Annotated in this window: 21 protein-coding genes and 2 pseudogenes; 10 read left to right on the top strand and 13 right to left on the bottom strand. The window is 69.9% G+C overall.

What is annotated here, in order from left to right:
• Positions 1-18 precede the first annotated feature (18 nt).
• The 6 genes and pseudogenes from ACR5MH_RS12700 to ACR5MH_RS12675 form a co-directional block, all read right to left on the bottom strand.
• Positions 19-765 (bottom strand): copper homeostasis protein CutC, encoded by a 747-nt coding sequence (locus ACR5MH_RS12700; RefSeq protein WP_433861814.1) that lies wholly within the window; start codon positions 763-765, stop codon positions 19-21.
• A pseudogene (locus ACR5MH_RS12695) lies at positions 762-1,768 on the bottom strand (asparaginase). Before ACR5MH_RS12695 ends, ACR5MH_RS12700 begins: the two are co-directional and overlap by 4 nt.
• Entirely contained in the window at positions 1,761-2,693 is a 933-nt protein-coding gene (locus ACR5MH_RS12690) for an amino acid ABC transporter permease (protein ID WP_433861813.1), read from the bottom strand. The pseudogene ACR5MH_RS12695 and the gene ACR5MH_RS12690 overlap by 8 nt, the downstream one beginning before the upstream one ends.
• Positions 2,690-3,334: an amino acid ABC transporter permease gene (locus tag ACR5MH_RS12685; protein WP_431347517.1), complete on the bottom strand. Its 645-nt coding sequence runs from the start codon at positions 3,332-3,334 to the stop codon at positions 2,690-2,692. Before ACR5MH_RS12685 ends, ACR5MH_RS12690 begins: the two co-directional genes overlap by 4 nt.
• 142 nt (positions 3,335-3,476) lie before the next feature.
• Positions 3,477-4,430, bottom strand: coding sequence for a glutamate ABC transporter substrate-binding protein (locus ACR5MH_RS12680; protein ID WP_431347516.1), 954 nt, complete (start codon positions 4,428-4,430; stop codon positions 3,477-3,479).
• Between the two features lie 72 nt (positions 4,431-4,502).
• Complete coding sequence (locus tag ACR5MH_RS12675) at positions 4,503-5,231, bottom strand: amino acid ABC transporter ATP-binding protein (protein WP_433861812.1); 729 nt, start codon at positions 5,229-5,231, stop codon at positions 4,503-4,505.
• A 189-nt stretch (positions 5,232-5,420) separates the two neighbouring features.
• Between ACR5MH_RS12675 and ACR5MH_RS12670 the strand changes: the two genes are divergently transcribed.
• The 4 genes from ACR5MH_RS12670 (at position 5,421) to ACR5MH_RS12655 (ending at position 9,842) form a co-directional block, all read left to right on the top strand.
• The gene (locus ACR5MH_RS12670; protein WP_431347514.1) at positions 5,421-6,623 is read left to right on the top strand and encodes an ROK family protein; all 1,203 of its coding nucleotides are present in this window, start codon (positions 5,421-5,423) and stop codon (positions 6,621-6,623) included.
• Positions 6,620-7,555, top strand: a complete 936-nt coding sequence (locus tag ACR5MH_RS12665; protein WP_431347513.1) for a Gfo/Idh/MocA family protein — start codon at positions 6,620-6,622, stop codon at positions 7,553-7,555. Before ACR5MH_RS12670 ends, ACR5MH_RS12665 begins: the two co-directional genes overlap by 4 nt.
• 31 nt (positions 7,556-7,586) lie before the next feature.
• Entirely contained in the window at positions 7,587-9,296 is a 1,710-nt protein-coding gene (locus ACR5MH_RS12660) for a glycoside hydrolase family 13 protein (protein WP_431347512.1), read from the top strand.
• Positions 9,297-9,383: 87 nt separating this feature from the next.
• A complete protein-coding gene (locus ACR5MH_RS12655; protein WP_431347511.1) occupies positions 9,384-9,842 on the top strand; it encodes an SRPBCC family protein in 459 nt (152 codons plus the stop codon).
• Here ACR5MH_RS12655 and ACR5MH_RS12650 read toward each other — a convergent pair.
• Together ACR5MH_RS12650 and ACR5MH_RS12645 are read right to left on the bottom strand one after the other, a co-directional pair.
• On the bottom strand, positions 9,725-12,133 hold the full coding sequence (locus tag ACR5MH_RS12650) for a transglycosylase domain-containing protein (protein ID WP_433861811.1): 2,409 nt from the start codon (positions 12,131-12,133) through the stop codon (positions 9,725-9,727). The genes ACR5MH_RS12655 and ACR5MH_RS12650 overlap by 118 nt on opposite strands.
• A 99-nt stretch (positions 12,134-12,232) precedes the next feature.
• On the bottom strand, positions 12,233-12,700 hold the full coding sequence (locus ACR5MH_RS12645; RefSeq protein ID WP_431347509.1) for a MarR family winged helix-turn-helix transcriptional regulator: 468 nt from the start codon (positions 12,698-12,700) through the stop codon (positions 12,233-12,235).
• A 527-nt stretch (positions 12,701-13,227) separates the two neighbouring features.
• On the opposite strand from ACR5MH_RS12645, the gene ACR5MH_RS12640 reads away from it, so the two are divergent.
• From ACR5MH_RS12640 to ACR5MH_RS12625, 4 genes are all read left to right on the top strand, one after another.
• Positions 13,228-13,602 carry a hypothetical protein gene (locus ACR5MH_RS12640; protein ID WP_431347508.1) on the top strand — a complete coding sequence of 125 codons (375 nt, stop codon included), beginning with the start codon at positions 13,228-13,230 and terminating at the stop codon, positions 13,600-13,602.
• Complete coding sequence (locus ACR5MH_RS12635) at positions 13,602-14,309, top strand: PadR family transcriptional regulator (RefSeq protein WP_431347507.1); 708 nt, start codon at positions 13,602-13,604, stop codon at positions 14,307-14,309. The genes ACR5MH_RS12640 and ACR5MH_RS12635 overlap by 1 nt, the downstream gene beginning before the upstream one ends.
• Positions 14,310-14,464: 155 nt before the next feature.
• On the top strand, positions 14,465-15,478 hold the full coding sequence (locus tag ACR5MH_RS12630; RefSeq protein ID WP_431347506.1) for an ABC transporter ATP-binding protein: 1,014 nt from the start codon (positions 14,465-14,467) through the stop codon (positions 15,476-15,478).
• Positions 15,475-16,296 (top strand): ABC transporter permease, encoded by an 822-nt coding sequence (locus tag ACR5MH_RS12625; RefSeq protein ID WP_433861810.1) that lies wholly within the window; start codon positions 15,475-15,477, stop codon positions 16,294-16,296. Before ACR5MH_RS12630 ends, ACR5MH_RS12625 begins: the two co-directional genes overlap by 4 nt.
• Before the next feature lie 114 nt (positions 16,297-16,410).
• Here ACR5MH_RS12625 and ACR5MH_RS12620 read toward each other — a convergent pair whose 3' ends face one another.
• Together ACR5MH_RS12620 and upp are read right to left on the bottom strand one after the other, a co-directional pair.
• Positions 16,411-17,115 carry a winged helix-turn-helix domain-containing protein gene (locus ACR5MH_RS12620; RefSeq protein WP_433861809.1) on the bottom strand — a complete coding sequence of 235 codons (705 nt, stop codon included), beginning with the start codon at positions 17,113-17,115 and terminating at the stop codon, positions 16,411-16,413.
• 409 nt (positions 17,116-17,524) lie between these two features.
• Entirely contained in the window at positions 17,525-18,157 is a 633-nt protein-coding gene (gene upp, locus ACR5MH_RS12615) for a uracil phosphoribosyltransferase (protein ID WP_431347504.1), read from the bottom strand.
• 90 nt (positions 18,158-18,247) lie between these two features.
• Between upp and tadA the strand changes: the two genes are divergently transcribed.
• Complete coding sequence (tadA, locus tag ACR5MH_RS12610) at positions 18,248-18,679, top strand: tRNA adenosine(34) deaminase TadA (protein ID WP_433862649.1); 432 nt, start codon at positions 18,248-18,250, stop codon at positions 18,677-18,679.
• 231 nt (positions 18,680-18,910) lie between these two features.
• Here the strand turns inward: tadA and ACR5MH_RS12605 are convergent.
• Positions 18,911-19,387 (bottom strand): annotated as a pseudogene (locus ACR5MH_RS12605) (glutamine amidotransferase-related protein); the annotation flags it as partial.
• Positions 19,388-19,452: 65 nt separating this feature from the next.
• Positions 19,453-20,418, bottom strand: a complete 966-nt coding sequence (locus ACR5MH_RS12600) for a cation diffusion facilitator family transporter (protein WP_431347501.1) — start codon at positions 20,416-20,418, stop codon at positions 19,453-19,455.
• Positions 20,419-20,440: 22 nt separating this feature from the next.
• Here ACR5MH_RS12600 and proC point away from each other — a divergent pair, with 22 nt between their 5' ends.
• The gene (proC, locus tag ACR5MH_RS12595; protein WP_431347500.1) at positions 20,441-21,289 is read left to right on the top strand and encodes a pyrroline-5-carboxylate reductase; all 849 of its coding nucleotides are present in this window, start codon (positions 20,441-20,443) and stop codon (positions 21,287-21,289) included.
• 83 nt (positions 21,290-21,372) lie between these two features.
• On the opposite strand, the gene ACR5MH_RS12590 is transcribed toward proC, so the two are convergent.
• Positions 21,373-21,984, bottom strand: coding sequence for a hypothetical protein (locus tag ACR5MH_RS12590; protein WP_433861808.1), 612 nt, complete (start codon positions 21,982-21,984; stop codon positions 21,373-21,375).
• Positions 21,985-22,441: the final 457 nt, after the last annotated feature.

Raw genomic sequence — 22,441 nt, 5'->3', positions numbered from 1 at the left:
CAGCCACAGTCGTCCCGCTCATGCCGCCGCCTCCCGCACCGCCGCGACGACGGCCGCGACGATCGCCCCCGACGTCACCTGCCGGTGGCCCGGGTCGTACCGGCTCGTCGCGAGCGAGCCGCTCTGAGCCGTCCTCGCCGCCCGAAGGTGCACTTCCCGCACACCCGTCCGGCGCACCAGTTCGGCCACGTTCCCGGGACGGACTCCACCCGCGGCGAGCACCACGATCCGCTCGTCCGCCTGCGCGACCAGCGCGGTGAGTTCGTCGGCCCCCTCCAGCGCGGATGCCGCGCCGCCCGAGGTGAGGACGCGCGCCACCCCGAGTCCGACCAGTTCCTCCAGGGCGGCGCCGCGGTCGGGCACCTGATCGAAGGCCTTGTGGAAGGTGACCGGCGCGTCGCCGCACGCCGCGACCAGCGTGCGGGTCGCGTCCGCGTCCACCGACCCGTCGGGCCGGAGCGCGCCCACGACGAAGCCGACCGCCACACCGTGCGGGTTCGGCAGCGTCCGCACGGCCTGGATGTCGGCCATCATCGCGGCGAGCTCGTCGGCGTCGAACACGAAGTCGCCGGATCGCTGGCGCACCAGGACGTTGACACCCGTCCTCGTGACCGAGCGGAGGGCGGCCTCCACGGTGCCGATCGACGGGGTGAGGCCTCCGTCGGACAGGGCGCTGCACAGTTCGATACGGTCGGCGCCCGCGTCCTCGGCGAGGCGCACGCCGGCGAGATCCTCGAGGCAGATCTCCACCAGCACTCCGCTCACGCGACGCGCTCCAGCGCCGCCGCCAGGTCGGCGCCGACCTCGATCCGGCCGACCGGCACGCCGCCGCCGAGCACCGGCAGGTCGACCAGGGCGCCGGCGCCGGAGATGTCGGTGCCCAGCGCCTCCAGCACCCGGAGCGCGATGAGCGTCGTCGCTCGCGGGCTGCCGTCCACGATCTTCATCGCCACCGCGGTCCCGTCGGCCGCCGCGACGCCGATCACGCCCTCGGCGCCGCCCTTGGCGAGGGCGCCGGGGACGGTCTCCATGACGGTGGAGTTCTGGTGCCCGCTTCCGCCGACGTAGAAGGGGTTCTCGCGCATCGCGTCGGCGACCGCGCGCTCAGTGCTGCCGGGCGCTGCGGTCACCAGCCGCCCGAACGACCGTGCGACGCCGCGCACGGTCGTCCCGAAAGCGGCGCACCGCAGCCGTCGATCGCGTCGTGCCCGACGGGAACGCCGGTCACCGCGGCCATCGTCTCGCGCACGTGCTGCTGTACGGGATGCGAGGGGTCGAGGTAGCCCTCCGTCGGCCAGCCGTTCACGGCGGCGGCCAGCAGCATGGCGGCGTGCTTGCCCGAGCAGTTCATCCGGATGCGCGTGCGCGGCTCGCCGGCGCGGATCATCCGCTCGAAGGTGCTCTCGTCCTCCGGCCGGTCGACCGGACAGCCCAGCGCCGACTCGTCGACGCCGGCCGCCGCCAGGATGCCGCGAACGACACGTACGTGCTCGTCCTCACCGGTGTGGCTGCCGGCCGCGATCGCCAACTCCGGTCCGGCGAGCGGCGCGCCAACTGTGAGGCACGCGAGCGCCTGCAACGGCTTCACCGTGCTGCGCGGGAGGACGACCGCGTCCGGGTCGCCGAGCTCCAGCAGCGTCCCGCCGGCCGGGTCCAGGGCGACGAGGCTGCCGAAGTGGCGGCTCTCGATCAGCCCGGAACGGCGGACGGCGGCGAGCTCGGCGAGGCCCTGCACGGAGGCGGAAGAGACGGAGGCGGTGCTAGACATGGGACTCTTCCTGGTGCGGGGCCGCCGGCAGGGCCGGAAGCACGGGTTGCGCGGAGGCGCGCCGCCGTGGTCCGCGCTGCAGGCGGGAGGCGAACGCCGAGAGGCTGCCGTTGACGACCAGATAGATGACCGTCACGGCGACATACGTCGGGATGAGCAGGTGCAGGTACGACGCGAGCACCTGGCCGCGGTAGAGCAGCTCGGTGAACGCCACGATGTAGCCGAGCGAGGTGTCCTTCAGGAGGCTGACGAACTGGGTGACGAGAGAAGGCGCCACGTTGCGGGCGGCCTGCGGGAGCACCACGAACCGCATCGCCTGGCCCGGGCGCATCCCCAGGCTGAGGGCCGCCTCGCGCTGACCGCGGGGGAGGCTCAGGATGCCGGCGCGTACGATCTCCGCGAAGACCGCCGAGTTGGCGATCGTCAGCGGGACGACCAGCTTCCACAGCACCGGCAGGTTGATCCCGAGCTGCGGGAGGCCGAACAGCATGAGGTAGATCACCAGCAGTACGGGGACCGTGCGCGCGATCTCGATGTACAGCCCGCTCAGGAACCGCACCGGGCGCAGCCGGCTGATCCGGCCGAGGGCGAGCAGCACGCCGAGGACGCCGCCGAGCACGGCGACGATCGCCGCGGCCTCCAGGGTTCCGAGCAGCCCGACCAGCAGGTAGTTCCAGATCGGCCACTCGGTGAACGGCGCCCAGCGCTCGGGCGCGAGCTGCCCATGGGAGGCGAACTGCCAGAGCCCGTAGCCGAGCAGTCCGGCGATGGCGAGGCAACTCAGTACGGTGCCGATCAGGATGTTGCGACGCCCGCGCGGGCCGGGGGCGTCGTACATGAACGCCGCGGCATATGCCTTCCGCGGACGCTTCGTGCGGGCGGCGCGCACCGGCGCCGGGCGGTCGGGGATGAGTTGAGCGGTCATCGGGCGATCGCCACCTTCCGCTCCACCCAGCCGGCGGCCAGGCCGATGGCCAGCGCGACGGCCATGTAGAGGATGCCCGCGCTGGAGAAGATCAGGATGGGCTGCGCCGCGACGAGGTTGATCTTGTTCACCTCGGCGGTCAGCTCCACCACGCCCACGGCGGCGGCGAGGGCGGTGTTCATCGCGAGGGCGATCATCACGTTGCCGATCGGCTGAACGACCGCGCGCAGTGCCTGCGGCACGACGACGAGCCGCAGCGACTGGCCGAGGGTGAAACCGAGAGCACGGGAGGCCTCCACCTGCCCGACCGGAACGGTGTTGACGCCCGAGCGCACGGCCTCGGCGACGTAGGCGGCCTCGTAGACGGTGAGGACGATGATCGCGGTCGGCGTCAACGGCAGCAGGAGGCCGGCGTCCGGGAGCGCGAACACGGCGAGCAGCAGCAGCGCCAGCAGCGGCACGTTGATGAAGAACTGCACGTACAGGAAGGCGGCGGCGCGCAGCACCGGGATCGGGCTCACGCGCGCGATCGTGACCAGCACGCCGAGCACGATCGAGCCGACGCCGGCCACGACCGCCATCATCAGCGTCGTGCCGAGGGCCTGCAGAAGCGGCCCGAGGTTGTCGATCAGGGGGTTCATCGCTCGCTCACTCGTGAGGGGAGTCGTGGGGTGGGCGGAGCCGGAGGACCGGCTCCGCCCGGGGGTTCCCGGGCTCAGTGCCCGGGAACTCGGGGGTCGGATCAGACCCGAGGATCAGGAGACCCGAGGGAAGGGGCGCGGGTCAGGAACCCGGGACCGAGCCGATCTCCGGCGGCGTCGGGATGGCCGAGTCGGTCACGGTGCCGAGCGTGGTCTTCCACGCCTGGCCCCACTGGCCGCCCTTCTGGATTGTCTTCAGCCAGTCGTTGACGAACTTCTTGAAGTCGCTGTCGCCGTGCGGGAGGCCGATGCCGTAGGGCTCCTTGGTGAACGGCTGGCCGACCACCTTGATCTGCTTCTCGCTGGCGGCGTCGCTGGCGAGGAGGGTGTAGTCCTGCACGTACGCGTCGCCGCGGCCCTGGATGAGCGCCTGGACGGCGGCCGGGTCGGTGCCGAACGCGGTGACCGTGGCCTTCGGGGCGATCTTCGGCACCTCGGTGACGGCCGGCGTGTTCGCGCCGACGATCACGTTCTTGCCATCGAGGTCCTTCTCGCTCTTGATGGTCTTGTTGTCGCTCTTGACGGCGACCGACAGCCCGGACTCGAAGTAGGGGCCGGCGAAGTCGACCTGCGTCGCTCGCTGCGGGGTGATCGTGTAGGTGTTGAAGACGACATCGACGGTGCCGTTCTGCAGCATCGCCTCGCGGGTCTCCGACGCCGGCGGGACGATCTCGACGCTCGGCTTGCCGAGGATGTAGATCGCGAGCAGCTTGGCCAGGTCGGCGTCGAAGCCCGTGACCTTGGTCGGGTCGGTCGGGTCCTGCTGCGAGAGCAGCGGGGCGTCGAGCGCCTCGGCGACGATGAGCTTGCCGCGCTTCTTGATCTTCTCCATCGTGGAGCCGGGGATGATCAAGGCGGCCTTGGCGACGGGGGCGCCGGAGAAGACCGTGTCGGTCTTGGCCGTGGAGCCGGCTCCCTCGCCGGGAAGGGCCGAGGTGCCGGAGGAGCAGGCCGTGACGGCGAGCGTCACGGCGGCGAGCAGGGCGCCGGCGAAGGCGGCCCGGCGGCGGGTCGTGCGGGTCGAGCTGCGGGTCATTGCATCCCTTTCTGAGTTCGGACGATGTGGTGCTGTGAAGCGTTGGTGCTGTGGAGCGTTGGTGCTGCGGCCTCAGTGCGAGAGCACGGAGGCCAGGAACGACTTGGCCCGCTCGGTGCGGGGCGAGTCGAAGAACTCGGCGGGCGTCGACTGCTCGACGATCTGCCCGTGGTCCATGAAGACGACACGGTCGGCGGCGCGGCGGGCGAAGCCCATCTCGTGCGTGACGACGATCATCGTCATCCCGTCGCGGGCGAGGGAGGTCATCACGTCGAGCACCTCGCCGACCATCTCGGGGTCGAGTGCGCTGGTGGGCTCGTCGAACAGCATCACCTTCGGCTGCATCGCGAGGGCGCGGGCGATGGCGGCGCGCTGCTGCTGGCCGCCCGAGAGCTGTGCCGGGTGGCTGCCGGCCTTGTCGGCGATGCCGACCCGGTCGAGGAGTTCGAGGGCCTGGCGCTCTGCCTCGGCCTTCTTGACCTTGCGCACCTTGACCGGCGCGAGGGCGACGTTGTCGAGGACGGTGCGGTGCGCGAACAGGTTGAACGACTGGAACACCATGCCGACCTCGGCGCGGAGGCGTGCCAGCTCGGCGCCCTCCTGGGGGAGCAGCTCGCCGTCGACGCGGATCTCGCCGCCGTCGATGGTCTCCAGTCGGTTGATCGAGCGGCAGAGCGTGGACTTGCCCGAGCCGGACGGGCCGACGACCACGACCACCTCGCGCGGTGCGACGTCGAGGTCGATCGAGCGGAGGACGTGCAGGTCGCCGAAGTGCTTGTCGACGCCGCGCAGGCTCACCATGGGTCGAGCGTTCGGTGTTTCCATCGGGTTCCTCGTATCGTCATCGGTCGGGATGCGATGAGCGTACTAAGTAATTCATGTTCGTGCAATTTCGAATTTGGTTGGTTCGAAATCGAAGAAAGTCGGTACAGTATTCTCAACCGAGACCAGGCACGCGACGGATGCGTGCAACAAGGGGGATGCGCTGAAATGAGCGGCACGAACATCGCGGCACCCGGGAACGCACCGGCCACACCCGGCGGCATCCTGCACCTCGTCCGCTCGGGCCGGGCCGGCTCCCGCGCCGACATCGCCCGCCACACCGGCCTGTCGCCCTCCACCGTCGCGCAGCGGGTCGACGCGCTGCTCGCCGCCGGCTTCCTGCGGGAGGCGGGAGAGGGCGTCTCGCACGGCGGCCGCCGCCCGCGGGCCCTGGAGGTCGACGCCGGGTCGGGCGTCGTGGCCGCGGCGGACCTCGGCTCGCACCACGCCACCTTCGGACTGTTCGACCTGTCCGGGCGGCTGCTGGCGTCCCGCACCGAGGCGATGGACATCGGCTCGGGACCCGACCGCGTCCTCTCCTGGATCGCCGCGAGCGCCGAGGAGCTCCGGGCGATGCACGGGGCCCCCGGCCAGGAGCTGCGCGGCATCGGGATCGGCATGCCCGGGCCGGTCGACTCCACCACCGGCCGGATGGTCTCGCCGTCGCGGATGCCCGGCTGGAACGGCCTCGACGTCGCAGCCGCGCTGGCCTCCCGCACCGGCCTGACTGTCGCCGTGGACAACGACGCCAACCTGATGGCGCTGGGCGAGTTCGACGCCACCGCACACACGCCGGAGGCGCTGAGGGCCGACGGCCAGCTCGTCTTCGTCAAAGCCGGGTCGAGCATCGGCTGCGGGATCGTCGCCTTCGGCGGCGTCTACCGCGGCCATCACGGTATGGCGGGCGACATCAGCCACGTCACGGTGCCGGGCGCCCCCGACGTGTTGTGCTCCTGCGGCCGGGTCGGCTGCCTCGACGCCGTCGCCGGGGGCGCCGCCATCGTGCAGGCCCTGCGTGGAGCGGGGGTGGAGGTCGTCGACACCCGCGACGTCCTCGCGCTCGCGCGCGACGCGCACCCGCTTGCCACACTCATGCTGCGGGAGGCCGGCCTCCGCACCGGCGGCGTGCTCGCGACGATCATGAACTTCTTCAACCCGCAGCGCCTGGTGCTCGGCGGCATCCTCGGTGAGGCGGAGGCGTTCGTCGCGGGCGTCCGCTCGGCGATCTACTCGGACTGCCTGCCGATGATCACCGACCAGCTCGACATCGCGGTCAGCGTGGCGAAGCAGGAGGCGGGCATCCGCGGCGCCGGCCGGCTCGTGCTCGACGCCCTGTTCGATCCCGCGCAGGTCGACCGCGCGGTGCGATGAAAGGGGAGCGTGCCGCGACGCACGGCGCGGTCGTGGTCGGCGCCGGCCGGATGGGCCAGGCGCACGCCGAGGCCTGGGCGGCATGCGGCGTGCCGGTGCGGTGGGTGGTCTCGCCGCGCACGCGCCCCGACCTCCCGGCCGCGCCCGACGCGCGCTGGACGACCTCCCTCGACGACGCGCTCGCCGACCCCGCCGCGGACATCGCCTCGATCTGCACGCCGACCCCCACTCACGCCGACCTCGCCGTGCAGGCTCTCGCGGCGGGCGGGAACGTCCTGCTCGAGAAGCCGATCGCGCTGACGCTCCCCGACGCCGAGCGCGTCGCCGCCGCCGCGGCCCGCGCGCCCGGCGTCCTGATGGTCGCCCACGTCGTGCGCTTCTTCCCGGGGTACGCGGCGCTCGCCGAACGCGTCGCGGCGGGGTCGGTCGGCCTCCCGCGCGCCGTGCTCGGGTCGCGCCTGTCGGCCGCGCCGGCCGGCGCCGAGTGGCTGGCCGACGAGTCCCGCTCCGGCGGGATGGTCGTGGACTTCGCCATCCACGATGTCGACCAGGCCAACGCGTACCTCGGCGAGCCCGTCGCGGTCACCACCGTCCGCGCGCCCGGGGACCGGTTCGGCACACCGGCCGCGATCACCGTCGAGTACGCCGCCGGTGGTGTGGCCCAGCTCCTCGCCGTCTCCGACCTCCCCGCCGGTTCGCCGTTCCGCACCACGCTGGAGGTCGTCGGCGACCGCGCCTCGGACTCCCTCACCGACCTCCCGGGCGACGCGTTCACGGCGCAGGCCCGCTACTTCCTGGAGTGCGTCGAGACCGGCGCCGAGCCGGCCCGTTCACCGGTGGCCGCCGCGATCGACGCTCTGCGGGTCTGCCTGGCGGCGCGGGAGTCGGCGCGGACGGGCGCGCGCGTAGTGCTCGTTCCCGGGGCCGCCTGAGCGGCCCGACGCCCCCGGGTAAGGTGGGCGCGTGAGTGAGACATGGTGGAAGTCAGCGGTCGTGTATCAGGTCTATCCGCGGAGTTTCGCGGACAGCGACGGCGACGGCATCGGCGACCTGCGCGGCATCATCCAGCACCTCGACTACCTGCAGGAGCTCGGGGTGGATGTTGTCTGGTTGTCGCCGATCTACGCCTCGCCGCACGACGACAACGGCTACGACATCAGCGACTACCGCGCGATCGACCCGCTGTTCGGCACCTTCGACGACTTCGACGAGCTGCTCGCCGGCCTGCACGCGCGCGGCATCAAGCTGGTCATGGACCTCGTCGTCAACCACACCTCCGACGAGCACCCGTGGTTCATCGAGTCCGCCTCCTCGCTCGACAACCCGAAGCGCGACTGGTACTGGTGGCGGCCCCCGCGCGACGGCCGGCAGCCCGGCGAGCAGGGCGCCGAGCCGAACAACTGGGGCTCCTTCTTCTCGGGTCCCGCCTGGCAGCTCGACCCGGCCACCGGCGAGTACTACCTCCACCTGTTCTCGCGCAAGCAGCCCGACCTGAATTGGGAGAACCCGGAGGTCCGCGGGGCGGTGTACGACATGATGAACTGGTGGCTCGACCGCGGTGTCGACGGGTTCCGGATGGACGTCATCAACTTCATCTCGAAGGTGGTCGAGCTCCCCGACGGCGAGGTTCCCCCTGGCGGGCTGTTCGGCGTCGGCTACCCGTTCTTCGGTCAGGGGCCGCGCATCCACGAGTTCCTGCACGAGATGCATGAGCGCGTCTTCGCGGGCCGCGCCGACCGCATCCTCACCGTGGGGGAGATGCCCGGCGTCTCCGTCGAGCAGGCCCGGCTGTTCACCGACCCCGCCCGGGCGGAGGTCGACATGGTCTTCCAGTTCGAGCACGTCGACCTCGACCACGGACCCGGCGGCAAGTGGGACGACCGGCCCGCGAGCGTGCTCGACCTCAAACGCAACCTCGCCAAATGGCAGGAGGGCCTCGCCGACACCGGCTGGAACAGCCTGTACTGGAACAACCACGACCAGCCCCGCGTCGTCAGCCGGTTCGGCGACGACCGCCCGGAGCATCGCGTCGCGTCCGCGAAGGCGCTCGGCACCGTGCTGCACCTGATGCGCGGCACGCCCTACGTCTATCAGGGCGAGGAGCTCGGGATGGCGAACGTGCCGTTCGAGTCCATCGACGACTTCCGCGACATCGAGACGCTCAACCACTATGCGGAGGCCGTCGACATCCAGGGTCAGGACGCCGGCACGGTCATGGCGGCGCTGCGCAAGACCAGCCGGGACAACGCGCGCACGCCGATGCAGTGGTCGGCCGCACCGGCGGCCGGCTTCACCACGGGCACGCCGTGGATCGAGGCCAACCCGGACTACGTACTGGTGAACGCGGAGGCCGAGCTTCACGCGCCCGACTCGGTGTTCGCCCACTACCGGCGGCTGATCGACCTCCGGCATCGGTCCGACGTCGTGGCCGACGGCGACTTCACCCTGGTGCTGCCCGAGCATCCCCAGCTCTTCGCGTACGTGCGCGAGCGGGGTGGCCGCCGCCTGCTGGTCCTCGCCAACCTGAGCAGCGAGCCCGCGAGCTACGACCCGTCGGAGCAGGCGGGCTGGGAGGGCGCGGCGCTCGTGCTCGGCAACCTGGACGACTCGGCCGGGCGGGGAGTGTCCGGCTCGGTGGAGCCCTGGGAGGCGCTCGTCTTCGCGGACGCGTGAGCCGCGGGGTTGTGCTCCCCGCACCGTGAGGTGTGTGATGGGCGTCAACGTCGCCCGAGGCGGCGACGGGAGCGGGAGTGGCGCGTCATGGGGAACTACGTCGCGAGAGCCGAGGCGGACATCCGTGCGCCCCGGCGGGAGGTATGGAACCTGCTGACCTCGAGCGGGTCCCATCCCGAGATCCTGTTCGGGGCGGAGGTCGTCTCCGACTGGAGGCTCGGCTCGCGCATCGTCTGGCGCGGCGAGTGGCAGGGGAAGTCGTTCGAGGACCACGGCCGGGTGATCGAGCTGGAGGACCGCGAGGAGCCCTGGCGGATCGTGCTGACGCACTTCAGCCCGTTGAGCGGCCTGCCCGACGTCCCCGAGAACTACCACGCGCTGCACTTCGAGCTCGACGCGACCCCGGAGGGCACCCACGTCACGCTCGATCAGGACAACAATCCGACGGTGGAGGCCGCCCAGCACTCCCGCGACAACTGGGTCGCCATGCTGCAGGGCGTCAAGACGGTCGCTGAGCGCTCAGCGGCGAACTGCCCGCCCGCGTGAGTCGCCGCGTCAGGGCTTCTTCTTCCCCTGGCCAGGGGTGTGACCGGGGCCGGAGCGGGGTTGGTCTGACCTGCACCGGGCGCGCTCGGCGCCGGCGCGGCCGCCTTCGGCGGCGCGGACACCCCGAGGAACTTCGGGAGCGGAGCGGGGAACGCCGACCCGCCGTAGGCGGCGTCGAGCGCCGTCTGGATGCGCTTGACGATCGCGAACTTGACGTCGCCGCCGCCGACGCCCTGGAAGTTCTGGCTGCGGAGGGCGACGCCGCCCGAGATGTTGCCCACCCACGTGGCTTGCGCGATCTTCGTCGTGGAGGTGACCAGCCAGTTCTCGACCGAATTGTCCGTCGTTCCGGTCTTGCCGAAGAGCGGAACGCCGTCGTTCGGGTTGGCCGAGGACGCGGTGCCGCCTCCGCGGAGCACGCCCTGGAGGGCGTAGATCGCGGCGGCTGCGACGCCCGGGTCGATCGGGGTGGTCGAGCACTGGGTCTTCGGAACGGCGTGCGCGACGCCGTCGGTCGTGATGATCTTGTCGATCGCGACCGGGCTGCACGCCTTGCCGTTGTTGGCGATCCCGGCGTACGCCGTCGCCATCGTGATCGGGGCGATGTAGTTCGTGCCCAGCACGGACGACGGGTTGGCCATGTACGGGTTGGTCGCCTCATCCGCGCCGTGGACCAGGAGGTCCTGGGCGCCTTCCTTGATGCCGCAGAGGTCCAGCTTGGTGGCCATCATCGCGAAGATCGAGTTGATGGAGGCCGCCGTCGCCTGCATCACCGACGTCGAGGTCACCGACTCGCCCTCGTCGTTCGCGACGTTCCACGGCGCCCCGCCGATGTCGTTGCAGGGGTCGCTCTCGTGGAACGCGGTCTGCGGGAAGGTGTGCTGCGTCCCGTTCACCACCTCGTTGAGGGTGTGGCCTTCCTTCAGCCATTCGAGCAGGTCGAACGCCTTGTACGACGATCCGGTCTGGAAGCCTTCCGAGCCGCCGTAGTCGTAGTCGGTGTTGTAGTTGACAGCCGTGGTGCCCGCGGCGGGCGCCGCCGTGTTGTCGTACGGCCTGTTCTGCACCATCGTGACGATCCGGCCCGTGCCGACCTCCACCGAGACGTTCGACGAGCCGAGGTCCAGGTTGGGGCTGGAGGGCGGGATGTACGCCGACACCGCCTGCTGCGCCTGCGACTGGAGGTCGAGGTTCAGCGTCGTGTAGATCTTGAGGCCGCCGCGCGTCAGGTAGCTGGACCGCTCGTCGGCGGTCTTGCCGAAGATCGGGTTCTGCTCGATGGTGCGCTCGACATAGTCGCAGAAGAACGCCGCGTTGAACTGCTGCGCGGTCATGCAGCCGTTCGACATCTGGCTGATCTTGGGCACGACCTTGGTGGCCTTCGCCGCGTCGTGCTCCTCTTTGGTGATCTTGCCGTTCACCAGCATGCGGTCGATCACGTAGTTGCGCCGGGCGAGGGTCTGCGCGTAGCCGTTCGCCGCGCCGTTGTCCTTGTTGGCCGGCCGGTCGATGCGGAGGTTGTCCGGGTTGTTCAGGATGGCGATGAGGGTCGCCGCCTGGGGGAGCGAGATGTCCGCGGCCGACACCCCGAAGTAGTACTCGGCCGCCGACTGGACGCCGTAGACGCGGCCACCGAACAGAGCGATGTTGAGGTAGCTCTGCAGGATGTCGTTCTTCGAGTACTCCTTCTCGAGCCCGATCGCGTAGCGCATCTCCTTGAGCTTGCGCACCGGGTCGACGGCGGTCGCGTCGTTGTAGCAGGCCTGATACGCCTTGTACTGCTTCTTCTGGACGGCGTCCGCCGCGGTCGGGTCCGGCTGCTTGTTCTCGCAGCGCTGCACCAGGATGTTCTTGACGTACTGCTGAGTGATGGACGAGCCGCCCTGCACCGATTTGTGCAGCGCCGTCAGCACCGCGCCGCGGATCGTGCCGGTGACGTCGACACCGCCGTGCTCGTAGAAGCGCGGGTCCTCCGTGGCGATCGCCGCGTCCTTGAGGTTCTGGGAGATGGCGTCCCAGCCGACCTCCACGCGGTTCTGCGAGTAGAACGTGGCGATCGGCACCGGTTTGCCGGCGGACGTCGCGTACATGGTGGACGCCTGCGCCAGCGGCTCCACCTTCATATATTCGGGGAGGCCGTCGAAGACGCTGATGGTCGAGTCCGCGGCCGAGCCGGTGAGGGCGACGGCGGGTGTGACCGCCGCGGCGGCGAGGAGTCCGGCTACGCCGCTCAGCGCCACGAATCCGAGCAGCGCGGGCGCCCACTTCCATCTTCTGCGTCCGTCAGCCATGCGCGCAATAATACGCGTGCCCGATGTCGCGTCCCCGAGGGTCCGCCCGCGTTGTGGAGAACTTATTCAGGAATGAGAATGTGGAGGAGGATCGGGCCGTCAGTCCTCGCCGCGCAGTTTGTCGCACAGGGCGGCGAGCTGCTCCAGCTCCTCGGTGTCGAGCCGGGTGCCGACCCGCTGCGCGATGGAGCGCATGTGGTCGAACGCGACGCGACGGAACATCTCGAACCCGGTGTCGGTCATCGTGATGATCGTGCCGCGCGCGTCGGACGGCTCCGGACCTTTGACGACGAGCCCCCGGTCGACCAGCCGGTCGACGAGCCTGCTCACGCTCGGCTGGGTGAGGAGGACGTGCTTGTTGAGGTCGCGGAGGCGCAGCGAGCGGTCGGCCTGGCGGGAGAGGGTGAAGAGGACGTCGTACTCGTTGAACGAGATGTCCCTGGTCGGGAACTCGGCGGCCAGCGTCCGCATGACGGCGACCTGCGCCCGGAACAGCGACTCCCATGCCGAGACCGCGGTCGTCCTGGATCGCTTGGCCGGACCGGCCGCGGTCGTCCCCGTGCTCATGACGCCACCCCTTCGCGCTCGATAGTCGATGCGTTCGCATCATCTCATCATGCGCCGACAGCGCTCATCCGTGCCAGCACGGCGTTCGCGGAGGGAGGGGGTTGGAACGGTCGTGCGACGAAAAGATTGAGGGCCGGCCGCAGAGGCTAGCGGCCGGCCCTCTCCCTTGCACCAAGAGTGTCCTGCAATCACATTCCGCGATGGCTGCCACAGCAAACAACCATTGCTCTTGAACTATATAACGAAGAGGTAACGGGTGCTAGTTATCAAGTCGTTATTTTTGCTGCGAATTCTCTATGGGGCGGTTATCCCCACGCTGAGGGTGGACAGGTCGGTCTTGTATATATGCTAAGGGTTAAAATGTAAACACTGTCTGGCGTTGAGCGGATTCGTCGTCATAGTGGTCGTCTCGCTCCTTGCGTGGCGCTCGGCGAATCAAGCCGCGAAGGCGGTCATCGCCCAGGGCAATCCTCGGCCGGAATAGATGTTCCTGGGTGGATGGATCTGCCATCTACTACGTAACCCGAATGGAGATGTTCGGAGTCTCTGGGCCACTCGGCTCGATTGCGCTCGCGATCACGGCTACCCCGGTCGGAGCGTTCCTCATCAGCTCCGGCACAATTGCCGTCGAGATCGCCATCGCCGTGCTCATTTGGGTACCCGGAAAGGCGCGAGTACTCGCGGTCGCGTTCTCCAGCGCACTTCACCTGGCGATCATCGCGCTCATCGGAATCGGCAGCTTCGGCCTGATCATGATTGGCCTGGTTTTCACCTCAGCTTTCTCCGTCGACATGTTCGCCGATCGACGGGGCGCCCGAGGGCGAACCGCTCCGGCAGTAGGAAGCCGCTTGACCCGCCACTCCAAACCGAATACTCTGAGCAAAGTATCCGGAGGTGAGTAATGAGTAAGCGAGCGGTGTCCAACCCCCTGGCGCTGGCAGTGCTGGCCTGCCTCTGGGAGAAGCCGATGTACCCGTACGAGATGACGACCACCATGCGGGAGCGCGGCAAGGAGGACAGCATCCGGCTCAACTTCGGCTCCCTCTACGCCGTCATCAAGTCGCTCGAGAAGCACGGCTTCATCCGCGTCGCGCAGACCGAGCGGGAGGGCAACCGGCCCGAGCGCGTCGTCTACGAGATCACCGACGCCGGCCGAGCGGAGGCGGACGAGTGGATGCGGGAGCTCATCGCGTTCCCGGTGAAGGAGTACCCCGCCATCGAGACCGGGCTGTCGCTGCTCCCGATGCTCGCCCCGGAGGTCGCCGTCGAACTCCTCGAACGGCGGCGCGACCTCCTGGACGCCGAGCTCGCCGAGCGGGCCCGCGTGTTCGACAGCGCGCTCGCCCTCCCGCTGCCCGAACTGTTCATGATCGAGTCCCGCTACCGGGTCGCGATCATGGAGGCCGAGCGCGCGTTCATCGCCGACCTGGCCGCGCGCATCCGCGACCGGACCCTCGGCGGAGTCGACTGGTGGGAGCGGCTCTGGGAGCTGTTCGGCGAGGGCCACGACATGGCGGAGATCCGCGACCGGATCGCCGCCGGGGATTTCGGACAGGAGGTGGCCGACCTGATGGGCTCCGCGGAAGCGCCGAGCCCCGCAGGCACCTGAGCGCCGCACAGACAGAACGATGGCCGGAGAGCGGCAACTCTCCGGCCATCCACACCTTCGATTCGTTCCTTGCGGAACCTGCGTCAACAGTCACCGAGGGCTTTCTCCATGATAGGCCCGCGACGGTGGCTGCCCGAGATGAAAGGAAGCCACCCGTGGCACCACACACCGGCTCGGCGATCGCCGCCGAGCACCTCGTCAAGATCTACAACGGAGGCCGGGGCACACCCGCCGTCCGCGCTGTCGACGACCTCGGCTTCGAGGTCGCCTCCGGCACCGTCTTCGGACTGCTCGGCCCCAACGGCGCCGGCAAGTCCACCACCATGAAGATCCTGTCCACGCTGGCCCGTGCCGACGCCGGTACGGCCTTCGTGGCCGGCATCGACGTCAGCCGAAACCCCGGCCGCGTGCGCCGCGCGATCGGCTTCGTGGCGCAGAAGCCGGTCTCCGACCCCAACGACACCGGCGCCGAGAACCTCGTCCTCGCCGGCCGCCTGCAGGGGATGAGCGGCCGGGACGCGAAGGCCCGCTCCCGCGAACTGCTCGACCGCTTCGGGCTCACCGACCACGCCAAGCGCCAGGTGAAGGCCTACTCGGGCGGCATGGCGCGCAAGCTGGACGTCGCGATCGGGCTCATGCACCGGCCGGAGGTGCTCTTCCTCGACGAGCCGACCACCGGGCTCGACCCGGAGGCGCGCGCCGAGCTGTGGGCGGAGCTGGATCGGATGACCGGCGCCGAGAACCTCACAGTCCTGCTCACGACGCACTACCTGGACGAGGCCGACCGTCTCGCCGACCGGCTGGCGATCGTGGACCACGGACGCATCGTCACGGGCGGAACCCCGGAGGAGCTGAAGAACGGCCTCCGCGGCGACGCCGTCATCGTGGAACTGTCGCCGGACGCCGACCCGTTCGCGGCTCTCACGGCGCTCGAGCGCGTCGACGCCCTCCACGAGGTCGGCGGCGACGGCCGCACGCTCCGCGCCCGGGCGGACAACGGGGCGGCTACCCTCCCGGCCGCCCTCGCCGCGCTGGAGGCCGCAGCCGTCGCCGTCGCCTCCGCCACCGTCGCGCGGCCCAGCCTCGACGACGTCTACCTGCGGCACACCGGCCGCACCTTCACGCGGGCGCAGGAGTCCGCCGAGCACGTTCTGGAGACCGCATCATGACCGCCATCGCCGTTCCCGCGCGCGCAGCGCGCCGCACCGGCCCGACCTTCCTCACCCACACGCTGCTGCTCACCGGCCGCCAGCTCCGCTGGGCGATTCGGATGCCCGCGTTCCTGGTGATGAACCTGGTGCAGCCGGTCATCTGGCTATTGATCTTCGGACAGCTCTTCAAGTCGGTCACCGAAATCCCGGGATTCGGCGGCGGCCAGAGCTACCTGGAGTACCTGACGCCGGGCGTCGTGATGATGCTCGCGCTGTTCGGGAGCGCCTGGTCGGGCACCGTCTACATCCAGGACATGGACCGCGGCGTGATGGACAGGTTCCTCACCTCGCCCACCAACCGCGGCGCCATGATCGTGTCGACGCTCGTCTACCAGTCGATCCTGGCGGTGGTGCAATCGCTGATCGTGGTGGGGATCGCCTTCTGGGCGGGCGCGCGCTTCGACGGCGGCGCGGGCGGGATGCTCCTCCTCCTGCTGGGCGTCGTGCTTCTGACCGCGGTGTTCTGCTCGTTCTCGAACGCTGTCGCGCTGCTCGCACGCGACCAGACCGCGCTGATCGGCATCTCGCAGCTCATCACGCTCCCGCTGATGTTCCTCAGCTCGGCGATCATGAACACGACGCTGTCGCCGGAGTGGGTGCGGAACGTCGCGGCTTACAACCCGTTCGAGTGGGCGGTGATCGTCGGCCGCGAGGCCCTCAGCGCGGCCCCGGACTGGGCGAGCCTGTGGGCCCACGCCGGCCTGCTCGCCGCACTAGCCGTCGTCATGGCCGCCCTCGCGACCAACGCCTTCCGCATCTACAAACGCTCCGCCTAGCCGCCGAGTACACCCGTTTCAACCGCGAACCGCCGAGTAGGCAGACGATCTGCGTGCTCGGCGGTTTGCGACGCAGTTTGCGCGAACTCGCTGGCGCTCGACGGCTGCCGAGGCTCAGAAGAGGTCGGGGGAGGGGGCGCTGGCGTGGCGGATGGAGACGTCCGCGTGGCGGTCGAAGCGGTAGCCGACGCCGCGCACGGTACGCACGATGTCCTCGTAGCGTCCCAACTTGGCGCGCAGGCGGCGGACGTGGACGTCGATGGTGCGCTCGTTGGGGATCTCGCCCTCGTCGGCGTTCGACCAGAGCGACGAGATCAGCTCGGCGCGCTCGATGGTGCGGCCCTCGCGCAGCACCAGGTACTGCAGCAGCTCGAACTCCTTGTACGTGAGCGACACGGTCTGGTTGTCGAGGACGAGGCGCTTGCGGGAGATGTCGACCACGACGCCGGAGGCGGCGCGGTCCTCGTCCTCGTCGACCGTGGCGGTGTGGCGGTGCTTGGCGATCGCGGCGGGGTCCTGCAGGGCGAGGCGGACCACGTCGACGTCGCGTCCGCCGGCGCCGGCCGGGGCCAGGGCCACGGCGGCGTAGGTCTCGGCGGCCGGGGCCAGCTCGGCCGTGAGCTGCTTGAGCGCCTCGACGATGCGGCCGAGGTCGGTGCCGGACGCGGCGGCCTTCAGCTCGTCGATGCCGACGTAGAGGACGAAGCCGCGGGCCTCGGTCCCCTCGGGGACGGCGCGGAGGCGGGGCGCCGTGGCGGCAGAAGCTGCCGGGGCGACGGGAGTGGAGGGACGGAGGGTGTCGACGGTTGCGAGAGACATGGGAGGGAGAGCCCTTCGGTGATGATGATGCGTCCGGGCCCGGATGCGGCTGTCTCCTGCGAGGATCTGCTGAGGAGGGTGCGCCGGATGCGGGTTTTCCGGTGTGACGAGGTGTCCCTGTTCAGAAAGGGACTGATGCACGGGTGCGTTCGTGTGGCGCGCCCGAGGAGCTGTGCCCGGAGCCGACGCTCGTCTGCGTCGGAGGGCGACCGCTCGGCGAAAGGGTCGTCAGATTAGCGACACATTCGGCAACACATGACCGAGTCGCGGCCGGGCATCATCATGCCGGCATCCCCGGGGGCCTCGAAGGAGGTCAGGGTGCGCGAGTTGTCAGTCATGTTGAGAAGTAAACCGTCCCGTGACACGTCATGTCAAATCGTTACGGAATGTTGCGGGAGTGCTCGACACCCTACACAGTGCCGTACAAACGGTCACCAGCGTCGCCGAGACCGGGCACAATGTATCCGTTCTCGTTCAACCGCTCGTCCAGAGCGCCGAGGACGATGGTGACGTCGCGGCCCTCCGTCGCCTTCTCCAGAGCCTCGAGTCCCTCGGGCGCGGCGAGCAGGCAGATCGCGGTCACGTCCACCGCGTTGCGGGTGAAGAGGAACTCGATCGCGGCGCCCAGTGAGCCTCCCGTGGCGAGCATCGGGTCGAGCACGAAGCACTGGCGGTCGGAGAGGTCCATCGGCAGACGCTCGGCGTACGTGGTCGGCTCGAGGGTCTCCTCGTTGCGCACCATGCCCAGGAAGCCGACCTCGGCGGTCGGCATCAGCTTGACCATGCCCTCCAGCATCCCGAGCCCCGCACGCAGGATCGGAACGACGAGCGGCCGCGGCTGGCTGAGGGTGACGCCCATCGTCGTGGTCACCGGGGTCTGGATCTCGACGGGCTCGACGCGCACGGCGCGGGTCGCCTCATAGGCGAGGAGGGTGACGAGCTCCTCCGTGAGGGCCCGGAAGACGGGCGACGGGGTCTCTTTGTTGCGGAGCACGGAGAGCTTGTGGGTGATCAGGGGGTGGTCTGCTACGTGCACTCGCATAGGCTCAAGGCTAGCCGAACCCGCCCCGGGCGAGGACCCCAGCCAGGAGCAGCCGTGACCCTTCCCGTGCCCGCCGACTACGAGCGGTGGATGCGCCGCGCCGTCACGGACGCCCGGCTCGCCTTCGACACGGGCGACGTCCCGGTCGCGGCGCTCGTGCTGGACGAGAACGGCGAGGTCATCGGCACCGGACGCAACGAGCGCGAGCTGCACCGCGACCCCACCGCGCACGCCGAGGTCCTGGCGCTGCGCGCGGCCGCCGCGACGCGTAGCGACTGGCACCTGGAGGGCTGCACCCTGGTCGTGACCCTCGAGCCGTGCGTGATGTGCGCCGGCGCGGTGCTGGCCGCCCGCGTCCCGACCGTCGTCTTCGGCGCGTGGGACGAGAAGGCCGGCGCGGCGGGCTCGGTCTACGACGTGCTCCGCGACCGCAGGCTCAACCACCAGGTCGCCGTCTACCCCGGCGTCCTCGCCGAGGAGTGCGCCGACCTGCTGCTCGACTTCTTCCGCGCCAAGCGCTGACCGCAGCCATCGTCTCCTCACTTTCTCCCGCTCGCGCCCGGCGCGTTGCGGGAGAAACTGAGGAAGCGATAGCGGCTCAGCGGGGAGGGCCTCCAGCCACTCGGAGAAGGCGGCGCGGGAGGCCTCCTGCATCCGGGCGGAGTAGAGCTCGCGATCCTCGCGCAGCGCCTCCGGGTCGAGCGCGTGCTCGTCGAGTTCGTTGTACCCGTCGGCGACCCACTCCTCGTGCATCTCGTCCGTCACCTCGGGATGGAACTGCACCGCCAGCGCGAAGCCGCCGATCGCGAACGCCTCGTTGGAGTAATCGCTGGACGACGCCAGGCGGGTCGCCCGCTCCGGCAGCTCGAAGGTGTCGCCGTGCCACTCCACGACCGGCACGCCGTCGAAGTGACGGATCGGCGACATCGCGCCGGCCTCCGTCGGCTCCACACGGCGGAAACCGATCTGCATGGTGTCGCCCTTGTAGACGCGCTCGCCGAGCGCGCCGGCCATGAGCTGCGCGCCCAGGCACACGCCGAGGGTCGGGCGCTCGGCGTCGAGGCGGCTGCGCAGCAGGTCCTGCTCGGCGGCCAGGAACGGGAACTCGTCCGTCTGGTACGCGCCCATCTCGCCGCCGAGCACGACGACGAGGTCGGCCTCCTGCGGGTCGAGGGCGGACACATCCTGCGTCGTCACGTCGACGATGCGCAGGTCGTAGCCGTGCTCCACAAGCACCGGGCCGATGTTGCCGAGGTGGATGGACGGGTCGTGCTGCAGGATCAGCGCGGTGCGGGTCACTCGAGTCCTTTGACGATGATGGTGTCGGTGGCGGGGTGCTGCTCGTTCGGGTCGACCCAGACGTCCGGCTCGATGTAGATCACCCGGGCGACGGGCACGGCGTCGCGGATGCGCCGCTCGATCGCGTCGATCGCGGCCGAGACCTCCAGCATGCTCTGCTCGCCCGCGACGGCGAGCTTGGCGCCGACGAGCAGCTCGTCCGGCCCCAGGTAGAGGGTGCGCATGTGGATGATGCGCTCGACCTCGTCGCCGCCCAGGAGGATCGCCTTCTCGATGGCGGCGACGTCCGCGTCGGAGGCGCCCTCGCCGACCAGGAGGCTCTTGGTCTCGATGCCGAGAACGATCGCGACTGCGACCAGCAGGAGGCCGATCAGCACGGTGCCGACGCCGTCCCAGACGCCGTTGCCGGTGATGATCGTGAGCCCGACGCCGATCAGCGCGAAGACCAGGCCGGTGAGCGCGGCGACGTCCTCCAGCAGTACCACCGGCAGCTCCGGGGCCTTCGCGCGCCGGATGAACTGCGGCCACGACATCCCCTTGCGGAGCGGGTTGGACTCGCGCACGGCCGTGCGCAGCGAGAACGACTCCAGGCCGATCGCGATGAAGAGGACCAGCAGCGGCAGCCACCAGTTCTCCAGCGGGTGCGGGTGCGTCAGCTTCTCGACGCCCTCGTAGAGCGAGAAGACGCCGCCGACCGAGAACAGGATGATCGAGACGACGAACGCGTACACGTAGCGCTCGCGCCCGTAGCCGAACGGGTGCTCCTTGTCGGCTCTCTTCTTGGCCTGGCGTCCGCCGAGGAGCAGGAGGAGCTGATTGCCCGAGTCGGCGACCGAGTGAACGCCCTCGGCGAGCATCGAGGAGGAGCCGGAGAAGGCCCACGCGATGAACTTGGTGAGGGCGATCCCGAGGTTGGCGGCGAAGGCCGCGACGATCGCCCGGGTGCCACCTTCTGCGCTCATGACCTCATCCTAGGATGGGCCCATGAGCGACACGCAGAACGTCACGCTGCCCACCATCGCGATGCTCGGGGCGGGCTCGATGGGCCGCGCCATCCTCTCCGGCCTGACCGCGCCGGGGGTGACCGTGGACGGCGGCATCCGGGTCACCAATCGGTCGAAGGCGCGCGCAGCGGAGCTCGCCGGCATCCCCGGCGTGACCGCGTACGCGACCGAGCACGACGGGGACGCGAACCGCGCCGCGGTGGACGGCGCCGAACTCGTGATCGTCGCCGTCAAGCCCGGGATGGTGCCCGACCTCCTGCACGAGATCTCCGACTCGCTGACGCCCGGAGCCATCGTCGTGAGCGTTGCGGCGGGTGTCACCATCAAGACGTTCGAGTCGCTGCTGCCGCCGTCGGTCATCGTCGTGCGGTCGATGCCGAACACGCCGGCGGTCGTGGGCAAGGCCGTCACCGGGATCAGCCCGGGCACCCGCACGGAGCCCGACGACCTCGCGCTCGTCCGCGCGCTGTTCGAGACCGTCGGGGAGGTCGTCGAGGTGCCCGAGTCGCAGCTCGACGCGCTCAGCACCATCTCCGGCTCGGGCCCGGCGTACGTGTTCTTCCTCGTGGAGGCGCTGACCGCCGCGGCGATCGAGAAGGGCTTCACGCCCGCGCAGGCGCGCACCCTGGTGAACGGCACCTTCCTCGGCGCCTCCGAGCTCCTGGTCTCGTCCGGCGAGGACCCGGCCGAGCTCCGCCGCCGCGTCACCAGCCCCAACGGCACCACCGAGCGCGCCATCGCCGTCCTCGCCGACGCCGACCTCCCCACCCTCTTCACCCGCGCCACCGACGCAGCCCTCGCCCGCGCCCGCGAACTAGCCGCCCACTAACCCCCCACCCCCGCAGCCATCGCTTCCTCACTTCCTCCCGCAACACGCCGCGTCGGAGCGGGAGAAAGTGAGGAAGCGATGGCTCAGGCGCGGAGTGCGCGGGCGTAGGCGCGGCGGACGATGAGGGTGGCTCGCGGGGTCGGTCCTTCGAGGTCCGCAACGGTGAGGAATACGACGTCCCATCCGGCGGCGGTGAGCCGCTCTCGGCGATAGATGTCCTCGCGATACGCGTCGGCGTCCGTTCGGTGGTGATCGCCGAGATACTCGATGGCGAGGCGTCGCTCCGGATACGCCAGGTCGACCATCGCCACCCGGCTGCCCCGGTCGTGAACATGATGGTTGAGCGCGGGTTCGGGGAGCCCGGAACGGACGAGCTCGAGGCGCAGCCTCGTCTCCTGGGGCGAGAGAGGGCCGTAGCGAACGAGTTCGAACGCCTGGCGCAATGCTCGAATGCCGGGCCGGCGCCCATGATGACGGATTGCCGCCTCGAGGTGGTCCCGCGAGAACGGTGTGGCCGCGCCGGAATGCGGCTCGTCTCCGGTGATGAGCCAGTCCCCGATGGTAACCAGGTCGTCGATCGGCAGGAACGTCGAGAGCTGGGCCCACGCGTCCTCCGGCGCGACGACGTGCAGACCGTCCATCTCGATCACGCGATGCCCGGCAGGGCGGAGTTCGTGGCCGATCACTCCGGCCATGCGCGGCGGCTTGCGAGGGGCGAAGACGGCGAGGTGCAGATCCCGAGGTTGCACAGACCACCGGAGTGGAAATCCGTGCAGTGCGGCCGCCGAGTGGTGGCTGAAGATGTGGCCAGGCCTCTTGAGCGCAGCGTAGGCGCGGCAGCGCGACCGGTGATCGGTGAGATCGGCATCGATGGTCCTGACCCCCGAAAAGATCGTTGGACACCATCGCCGTACAGTCGGCGACGCGAGATTCCGCCCGCGATTCCCTCGGCAAGTGTGAACCCGGTGCGGTCGATGAGCTCCTCCATCCGACCATCCTGAGGCCGGCCTCCCCCGCACACGCAGTTATCCACAACCCGGCCATCACTTCCTCACTTCCTCCCGCAACACGCCGCGCAACTGAGGGAGAAAGTGAGGAAGAGATGGCTGCTTGAAGGGGATCGCGACGCGCGATGGGCGGATATGCCGTGCC

Origin of the sequence: Streptomyces sp. L7 (assembly GCF_050990935.1) — a bacterium.
Classification (GTDB): Bacteria; Actinomycetota; Actinomycetes; order Actinomycetales; family Microbacteriaceae; genus Leifsonia.
The sequence above is the reverse complement of the archived record's forward strand: the minus strand, read 5'-3'. Positions and strand labels throughout refer to the sequence as shown.

What these genes read in the sequence shown, in the direction of transcription:
- ACR5MH_RS12690 (WP_433861813.1), bottom strand. Translation starts at nt 2,693, where the DNA reads ATGACCGCTCAACTCATCCCCGACCGCCCGGCGCCGGTGCGCGCCGCC.
- ACR5MH_RS12685 (WP_431347517.1), bottom strand. Translation starts at nt 3,334, where the DNA reads ATGAACCCCCTGATCGACAACCTCGGGCCGCTTCTGCAGGCCCTCGGC.
- ACR5MH_RS12680 (WP_431347516.1), bottom strand. Translation starts at nt 4,430, where the DNA reads ATGACCCGCAGCTCGACCCGCACGACCCGCCGCCGGGCCGCCTTCGCC.
- ACR5MH_RS12675 (WP_433861812.1), bottom strand. Translation starts at nt 5,231, where the DNA reads ATGGTGAGCCTGCGCGGCGTCGACAAGCACTTCGGCGACCTGCACGTC.
- ACR5MH_RS12670 (WP_431347514.1), top strand. Translation starts at nt 5,421, where the DNA reads ATGAGCGGCACGAACATCGCGGCACCCGGGAACGCACCGGCCACACCC.
- ACR5MH_RS12665 (WP_431347513.1), top strand. Translation starts at nt 6,620, where the DNA reads ATGAAAGGGGAGCGTGCCGCGACGCACGGCGCGGTCGTGGTCGGCGCC.
- ACR5MH_RS12655 (WP_431347511.1), top strand. Translation starts at nt 9,384, where the DNA reads ATGGGGAACTACGTCGCGAGAGCCGAGGCGGACATCCGTGCGCCCCGG.
- ACR5MH_RS12650 (WP_433861811.1), bottom strand. Translation starts at nt 12,133, where the DNA reads ATGGCTGACGGACGCAGAAGATGGAAGTGGGCGCCCGCGCTGCTCGGA.
- ACR5MH_RS12645 (WP_431347509.1), bottom strand. Translation starts at nt 12,700, where the DNA reads ATGAGCACGGGGACGACCGCGGCCGGTCCGGCCAAGCGATCCAGGACG.
- ACR5MH_RS12640 (WP_431347508.1), top strand. Translation starts at nt 13,228, where the DNA reads ATGGAGATGTTCGGAGTCTCTGGGCCACTCGGCTCGATTGCGCTCGCG.
- ACR5MH_RS12635 (WP_431347507.1), top strand. Translation starts at nt 13,602, where the DNA reads ATGAGTAAGCGAGCGGTGTCCAACCCCCTGGCGCTGGCAGTGCTGGCC.
- ACR5MH_RS12625 (WP_433861810.1), top strand. Translation starts at nt 15,475, where the DNA reads ATGACCGCCATCGCCGTTCCCGCGCGCGCAGCGCGCCGCACCGGCCCG.
- ACR5MH_RS12620 (WP_433861809.1), bottom strand. Translation starts at nt 17,115, where the DNA reads ATGTCTCTCGCAACCGTCGACACCCTCCGTCCCTCCACTCCCGTCGCC.
- upp (WP_431347504.1), bottom strand. Translation starts at nt 18,157, where the DNA reads ATGCGAGTGCACGTAGCAGACCACCCCCTGATCACCCACAAGCTCTCC.
- tadA (WP_433862649.1), top strand. Translation starts at nt 18,248, where the DNA reads ATGCGCCGCGCCGTCACGGACGCCCGGCTCGCCTTCGACACGGGCGAC.
- ACR5MH_RS12600 (WP_431347501.1), bottom strand. Translation starts at nt 20,418, where the DNA reads ATGAGCGCAGAAGGTGGCACCCGGGCGATCGTCGCGGCCTTCGCCGCC.
- proC (WP_431347500.1), top strand. Translation starts at nt 20,441, where the DNA reads ATGAGCGACACGCAGAACGTCACGCTGCCCACCATCGCGATGCTCGGG.
- ACR5MH_RS12590 (WP_433861808.1), bottom strand. Translation starts at nt 21,984, where the DNA reads ATGGCCGGAGTGATCGGCCACGAACTCCGCCCTGCCGGGCATCGCGTG.